This window comes from Shewanella electrica, from assembly GCF_022321485.1.
In the GTDB taxonomy this organism is placed as follows: Bacteria; Pseudomonadota; Gammaproteobacteria; order Enterobacterales; family Shewanellaceae; genus Shewanella; species Shewanella electrica.
Genome location: NZ_JAKOGG010000512.1, coordinates 1 through 254, shown reverse-complemented (window position 1 = coordinate 254; position 254 = coordinate 1). Strand labels below are relative to the sequence as shown.

Below are 254 nucleotides of genomic sequence, written 5' to 3'. Positions count from 1 at the left end.
CGGAAAGAACAACCTTCTGTTAACCTAGCTCTGCCACCAGTAGGTTGGCAAAGAATGGTGGAGCACCCAGCACACACGACTACACTTTGGGCATGAGAGAAAACTGTTGTTATTTTATAACATCCTGGACATTTAACATCCATAAAGTATGAATTGGGATGTTGCACTAGCCGTTTTAACTTATGCTTTCTCTTCTCTTCAATAGGAGAAGGGTGTAACAAATCCTTAGCAAGTGGCATTCTAGCAGATCAACC

At 42.1% G+C, this 254-nt stretch carries 1 protein-coding gene; it reads right to left on the bottom strand.

Annotated elements, in window-relative coordinates; translation table 11 throughout:
- The coding region (locus L9G74_RS23150) for a 40S ribosomal protein S27 (RefSeq protein WP_369123393.1) at positions 1-239 on the bottom strand (239 nt) is incomplete at its 3' end.
- Between the last annotated feature and the right edge of the window lie 15 nt (positions 240-254).